Origin of the sequence: Streptomyces sp. 13-12-16 (assembly GCF_002114215.1) — a bacterium.
GTDB lineage: Bacteria > Actinomycetota > Actinomycetes > Streptomycetales > Streptomycetaceae > Streptomyces.
In genome coordinates this window covers 1-5,742 of the sequence record NZ_NCTE01000056.1, presented here as the reverse complement: position 1 = coordinate 5,742, position 5,742 = coordinate 1, and the positions used below count along the sequence as shown (strand labels likewise).

Below are 5,742 nucleotides of genomic sequence, written 5' to 3'. Positions count from 1 at the left end.
GTACCTGGCCGCGATGGACGTCCGGATGGCCCTGGGCCGGCGGATGGGCCGCTTCCACGACCGCTACGACCTGCTGGTCACCCCGACCGTGCCGGTCACGGCGTTCGAGGCGGGGGTGGAGGTGCCGAAGGGGGCCGGGCATCGGCGGTGGACGGGGTGGACGCCGTTCACGTATCCGTTCAACATGACCCAGCAGCCGGCGGCGACCGTGCCGGTGGGCACCGACGCCGACGGGCTGCCCATCGGGCTGCAGTTGGTGGCCGCCCGGCATCGGGACGACCTCGTGCTGCGGGCGGCCCACACGCTGTACGACGCGGGGGCGTCGGCCTGGTAGTGGCCGGCGTGGGTGTGGGCGGGGGTGGGGTTCGCTCACCCGCGCTTGCGGGGTGCCTCCCCCAGAGGGGGTACCCCCAGCGCCCACCCTCCCCCATCGCCCCGAGGGCACCTCCCGGGCCCTTGAGGCACTGGGGGAGGCACGACTGCCCGCAGTTACGGCGGCGCGGCCGGCCGCAGCTACGCCCTCCGGAAGCTGAGGGTTTCTCCGGCCGCGCCTGTGCGCCACAGGTCGTTGCAGGCGTCGGCCATGGTGTGCAGGCCCTCCACCACCTGGCCCCAGACGGTGCCGGGGACCCAGCCCACGTCGCCGTTGAGGAGCAGGTTGTTGCGCTCGTAGAACAGGGCCAGGTCGACGACCGTCGTACCGGGGCGGACCTCGCGGTCGTAGCCGTAGGACTTCGTGCCCAACTCGGCGCCCGCGAAGGAGAAGTAGCACAGGTCGCCCGGGATGGGGGTGACCGTCGGGTTCTCCAGGGGCGGTTCCGCGTCCGCGAAGGGCGGGAAGAGGGCGTAGATCTCGTTGCGCGCGTACTTGGCGTGGTAGACGTCGCCGGAGAGCGGGAGAGATTTCCAGACGGCTTCGCAGGTGATCGGCGCCCGGTCGTCGAGCAGTCGGGCCGTGCAGCTGACTCCACGCTTGACCAGGGAGATCTCGAGATATCGGTCTGCCATGTCCCCCATCGTCCCGCGCCGGTCAAGACCGCCCGACCGCCGAACGGGGCCGGAATTGGCCGGAATAACTCGCATCGCTTCGGGTAGCCGCGCCGCCATGGCTCCACCACTGCAACCACTGAGACGATTCCGAGAAGCCTCCGGGCCCTCACGTCGGTCGCTGCTCGCGGGGGTCGCGGCGCTCGGCGCGCTGGGTGCCGCGGGCTGTTCCCGCGTGCCCACGGCGGCGGCCACGGGCGGCGGTGACCTGCTCGACCGGCTCAGGGCGGCGGGCGTCGTCCGCCTGGGCATAGCCGGCGAGATCCCGTTCGGTTACATCGACAGGAACGGCGATCTGACCGGTGAGGCACCGGAGCTGGCCAAGGTCATCTTCAAACGGCTCGGCGTGGACCGGGTGCAGCCCGTACCCACCGAGTTCGGCTCGCTCATACCCGGGCTGAACTCACAGCAGTTCGACGTCGTGGCCGCCGGGATGTACATCAACCCGGACCGCTGTCAGCAGGTCATCTTCTCCGACCCCGACTACCAGATGCTCGACTCGTTCATCGTGCGCAAGGGCAACCCGAAGGACCTGCACGACTACCGGGACGTCGTCGAGAAGAAGGCGAAGTTCGCCACCGGCACCGGGTACGCGGAGATCGCGTACGCCGTCGAGGCCGGGTACAAGGAGAGCGACATCCTGATCGTCCCCGATCAGGTCGCCGGCCTGAACGCCGTCGAGGCCGGACGTGCCGACGTCTTCGCCGGGACCGCCCTCACCACCCGCGAAGTGGTGAAGAAGTCGAACAAGGCCGAGGTGACGGAGGCCTTCAAGCCGATCGTCGGCGGGAAGCCGCACGTCGACGGCGGCGGCTTCGCCTTCCGGCCGAACGAGACCCGCCTGCGGGACGCCTTCAACGTCGAACTGCGCAAGCTCAAGGACAGCGGCGAGCTCCTCCGGATCCTCAAGCCCTTCGGTTTCACCGAGGACGAGATGACGGACATGACCGCGAAGGAGCTCTGCGGCGGATGACATCGGGACTCTGGGAACGCGTACTCGAGGGTGTCTGGGTCACCGTCCAACTGCTCGTGCTCAGCGCGCTGCTGGCGACGGCGGTCTCCTTCGTCGTGGGCGTCGCGCGCACCCACCGGCTGTGGATCGTCCGCTTCCTCGCCGGTTTCTACACCGAGGTGTTCCGCGGGACCTCGGCGTTGGTGATGATCTTCTGGGTGTTCTTCGTGCTGCCCCCGGCCTTCGGCTGGCAGCTCGTGCCGCTGTGGGCGGGCACGCTGGCACTCGGCCTGACCTACGGGGCGTACGGCTCGGAGATCGTGCGCGGTGCCCTCGCCGCGGTCGACCCGGCCCAGCGCGAGGGCGGTATCGCGCTCAGCTTCACGCCCTGGCAGCGGATGAAGCTGATCCTGCTGCCGCAGGCGGTGCCGGAGATGATCCCGCCGTTCTCCAACCTGCTGATCGAGCTGCTCAAGGGCACCGCCCTGGTGTCGATCATGGGCATGGGCGACCTGGCGTTCAGCGCCAACCTGGTGCGGCTGGCGCTGCAGGAGAGCGCGGAGATCTACACGTACGTCCTGCTGATCTACTTCGTGATCGCCTTCCTGCTGACCCGCCTGATGCGCGGTCTGGAGAAGAAGCTGAAGGCGGGGGTCGGCAAGACCCCGGTCCGTGATCCGGACGTGGAACTGAAGCGGCCCGAGACGACCAACGTGGGGGGTGCCGTCTGATGAAGTGGGACTGGAGCGCGGTCTCCGACTTCATGCCGCACTTCTGGGACGGTCTGCTGGTCACCCTGCAGATCCTGGTCCTGGGCTCACTGATCTCGTTCGCGCTGGGCCTGGTGTGGGCGCTGCTGATGCGGGTGCCGACGCGCTGGGTGACCTGGCCGGTCGGGGCGGTGACGGAGTTCGTCCGCAACACCCCGCTGCTGGTGCAGCTCTTCTTCCTGTTCTACGTGCTGCCCGAGTGGGGCGTGACCTTCTCGGCGCTGACCACCGGTGTCTTCGCCATCGGGCTGCACTACTCGACGTACACGATGCAGGTCTACCGCGCGGGCATCGAGGCCGTGCCGGTGGGCCAGTGGGAGGCGGCGACGGCGCTGAACCTGCCGCTGCGCCGGACGTGGACCGCGGTGATCCTGCCGCAGGCCGTGCGCAGGGTGGTGCCCGCGCTCGGCAACTACGTCATCTCGATGCTGAAGGACACGCCGCTGCTGATGGCCATCACCGTGCTGGAGATGCTCGGTGAGGCGCGGCTGTTCTCGCAGCAGAACTTCCAGTTCACCGAGCCCCTGACGGTGATCGGCCTCGCCTTCATCGTCATCTCCTACCTGGCCTCCCTTGCCCTGCGAGCCCTGGAGCGACGCCTTGTCCACTGACACCCACGCCCCGTTCGACAAGAAGCCCGGGAGCCCGAGGGGCACCGGCGAGCTGATCCGGCTGGAGCAGGTCACCAAGCGGTTCGGGAACCACACGGTCCTGGACCACCTGGACTTCTCCGTGGACGCCGGCAAGCACGTCACGCTGATCGGCCCGTCCGGATCGGGCAAGACCACGATCCTGCGGCTGCTGATGACGCTGCTCAAGCCCGACGAGGGGACGATCACCGTCGACGGGGAGCAGCTCTTCCCGGCGCCGGAGAAGCAGGTCCGCGAGGTCCGCAAGAAGATCGGGATGGTGTTCCAGCAGTTCAACCTGTTCCCGAACATGACGGTGCTGCGGAACATCACCGAGGCCCCGGTCACCGTGCTCGGCATGTCCAGGGACGCGGCCGAGGAGCGGGCCCGGGAGCTGCTGGAGATGGTCGGGCTGACCGACCACGTCGACAAGCACCCCGCGCAGCTCTCCGGTGGTCAGCAGCAGCGGGTGGCGATCGCGCGGGCGCTGGCGATGCGGCCGCAGGTGCTGCTGCTCGACGAGGTGACCTCGGCGCTCGACCCGGAGCTGGTCGCGGGCGTCCTGGACGTGCTGCGGGACATCGCCCGCTCCACCGACATCACCATGCTCTGCGTGACCCACGAGATGAACTTCGCCCGGGACATCTCCGACCAGGTGCTGATGTTCGACCAGGGCCGGATCATCGAGGCGGGCGCGCCGGAGAAGATCTTCAGCGAGCCGGAGCACGACCGGACACGGGAATTCCTCAGCGCGGTGCTGTAGCCACGGGCCGTGAGCGGGGCAATGCCCGAGGTCCCCGCCCTGGTTCATCCCCCTGGCATATGCCAGGGGGTCGGCGCCGCAGATGAGGGGGCCGCGATCTCGTCAACACCCGCTTCCCCGAGGCCGTTTGAGGGCTATCGTGGAGGGGATTCGCTGACCGGATTGCGGCCCCAAGAGCGAGCGCAGGGGGAAACCGTGGCGCTGAGGCACGAGCCGACCGCGTCGTACCACTCGGTCCAGGACGCGCTGCGCGTCCTGGAGACGGTGGCGCGGCACACCACAGGAGTCACCGACACCGACATCGCCCGCGAGACCGGCCTCGGCACGGAGCGGCTGACCACGCTCCTGCGGATGCTGCGCCGCGAGGCCTACGTCGAGCAGATCGCCGACGGCGCGTACGTCACCGGAGCGGCCTTCGCCCGCCTGGGTGCCGCCGAGGGACACGAGGAGGCGCTGCGCGAGAAGCTCCAGCGCACCCTGGACCGGCTCCGCGACCGGGTGGGCGCCGCCGTCTACATCAGCCGGTACGTCGACGGCGAGGTCAAGGTCACCCAGTACGCCGACGGCCCGGCCACCCCGAAGGTCAACGAGTGGGTGGACTTCCGCTACTCCGCGCACGCCACCGCGGTGGGCAAGAGCCTGCTCACCCAGCTCGACCACGACGGCCGGCGCGACCACCTCGCCCGGCACCGGCCGGCCCGGCTCACCTCGCGCACCATCACCAGTGACACGCTGCTGCTCTCCCGGCTGGCGGCGCAGCCGCCCACCGTGCCCGTCCTCGACCTCCAGGAGTACGCGGTCGGCACGGTCTGCGCGGCCGTCCCGATCACGGCCGGCTCCTCGGTGGGATGCCTGGCGCTGTCCCTGCCCCTGGCGCACGCCCACCGCCTGCGCCAGGCCGCCGACACCCTCAACCGGAACGCGGCCCCGGTGCTGCTGTCGCTGACGATCTAGCGCGCTCGGGGGTGGTACGGACCACCCCCGCGGACCGGGTAGTATTTTCCCTGTCGCCGACCGCGGAAGCGGACGGCGGGAGTCATGCGCCGCTAGCTCAGTTGGTTAGAGCAGCTGACTCTTAATCAGCGGGTCCGGGGTTCGAGTCCCTGGCGGCGCACCGAGAAGGGCCTCTCGTGGGAGCGAGAGGCCCTTTGGCGTGTTCGGGATCAGAACGTCACGTCCGAGCAGGCGTAGAACGCGTTGCCCGTGTCGTGGACCGTCCACACCGCGAGGATCACGTGGTGTCCGCTGAGCCCGGACGGCAGCCGGCCGCTGTGCGAGAGGGTCTGCGGCGGACGCTGGCCGTTGTAGGGCACCGTGAAGAACGGGGTGAGGTTGAGGTCGGACCGGGACAGTCTGTGGTTCTGGTCCCAGCCCGGCTTGGTGACGTAGTACTTGAAGTCGGTGGTGGCGTGCATCGCCGTGAACTGCCACCGGAAGGTGTAGTTCTGGCCGCCGGACACCCGGGTCGTGGGCCAGGCGCCGCCCGAGGGGGTCTTCGGGCTGTCGAGCTGGGCGAACCGCGTGTTGTTGGCGGAACAGAGCTGCCCGTCGGCGGGGCCCGAGGCGGGGGAGCCCCTCGGG

Annotated in this window: 8 protein-coding genes and 1 tRNA gene; 7 read left to right on the top strand and 2 right to left on the bottom strand. The window is 69.5% G+C overall.

The window, feature by feature from the left end; translation table 11 throughout:
- The coding region (locus B7767_RS02645; RefSeq protein ID WP_256923297.1) for an amidase family protein at window positions 1-334 on the top strand (334 nt) is incomplete at its 5' end.
- Between the two features lie 179 nt (window positions 335-513).
- Here B7767_RS02645 and B7767_RS02640 read toward each other — a convergent pair.
- On the bottom strand, window positions 514-1,008 hold the full coding sequence (locus B7767_RS02640; protein WP_085570671.1) for a DUF3830 family protein: 495 nt from the start codon (window positions 1,006-1,008) through the stop codon (window positions 514-516).
- Between the two features lie 97 nt (window positions 1,009-1,105).
- On the opposite strand from B7767_RS02640, the gene ehuB reads away from it, so the two are divergent.
- The 6 genes from ehuB (at window position 1,106) to B7767_RS02610 (ending at window position 5,275) form a co-directional block, all read left to right on the top strand.
- A complete protein-coding gene (gene ehuB, locus B7767_RS02635) occupies window positions 1,106-2,020 on the top strand; it encodes an ectoine/hydroxyectoine ABC transporter substrate-binding protein EhuB (protein ID WP_085570670.1) in 915 nt (304 codons plus the stop codon).
- Window positions 2,017-2,730 carry an ectoine/hydroxyectoine ABC transporter permease subunit EhuC gene (gene ehuC / locus B7767_RS02630; protein ID WP_085570669.1) on the top strand — a complete coding sequence of 238 codons (714 nt, stop codon included), beginning with the start codon at window positions 2,017-2,019 and terminating at the stop codon, window positions 2,728-2,730. The genes ehuB and ehuC overlap by 4 nt, the downstream gene beginning before the upstream one ends.
- Entirely contained in the window at window positions 2,730-3,380 is a 651-nt protein-coding gene (gene ehuD, locus B7767_RS02625) for an ectoine/hydroxyectoine ABC transporter permease subunit EhuD (RefSeq protein ID WP_085570668.1), read from the top strand. Before ehuC ends, ehuD begins: the two co-directional genes overlap by 1 nt.
- Window positions 3,370-4,161 carry an ectoine/hydroxyectoine ABC transporter ATP-binding protein EhuA gene (gene ehuA, locus B7767_RS02620; protein WP_085570667.1) on the top strand — a complete coding sequence of 264 codons (792 nt, stop codon included), beginning with the start codon at window positions 3,370-3,372 and terminating at the stop codon, window positions 4,159-4,161. Before ehuD ends, ehuA begins: the two co-directional genes overlap by 11 nt.
- Before the next feature lie 195 nt (window positions 4,162-4,356).
- On the top strand, window positions 4,357-5,115 hold the full coding sequence (locus tag B7767_RS02615) for an IclR family transcriptional regulator (protein WP_085570666.1): 759 nt from the start codon (window positions 4,357-4,359) through the stop codon (window positions 5,113-5,115).
- 86 nt (window positions 5,116-5,201) lie between these two features.
- Window positions 5,202-5,275: transfer RNA gene (locus B7767_RS02610), tRNA-Lys, on the top strand.
- A gap of 49 nt (window positions 5,276-5,324) precedes the next feature.
- On the opposite strand, the gene B7767_RS02605 is transcribed toward B7767_RS02610, so the two are convergent.
- A partial coding sequence (locus B7767_RS02605) for a lytic polysaccharide monooxygenase (RefSeq protein WP_085570665.1) occupies window positions 5,325-5,742 on the bottom strand: 418 nt, incomplete at its 5' end.

Bases quoted from the DNA above. Each gene is read 5' to 3' on its own strand.
- ehuC (WP_085570669.1), top strand. From the start codon at position 2,017: ATGACATCGGGACTCTGGGAACGCGTACTCGAGGGTGTCTGGGTCACC.
- ehuB (WP_085570670.1), top strand. From the start codon at position 1,106: ATGGCTCCACCACTGCAACCACTGAGACGATTCCGAGAAGCCTCCGGG.
- B7767_RS02640 (WP_085570671.1), bottom strand. From the start codon at position 1,008: ATGGCAGACCGATATCTCGAGATCTCCCTGGTCAAGCGTGGAGTCAGC.
- ehuD (WP_085570668.1), top strand. From the start codon at position 2,730: ATGAAGTGGGACTGGAGCGCGGTCTCCGACTTCATGCCGCACTTCTGG.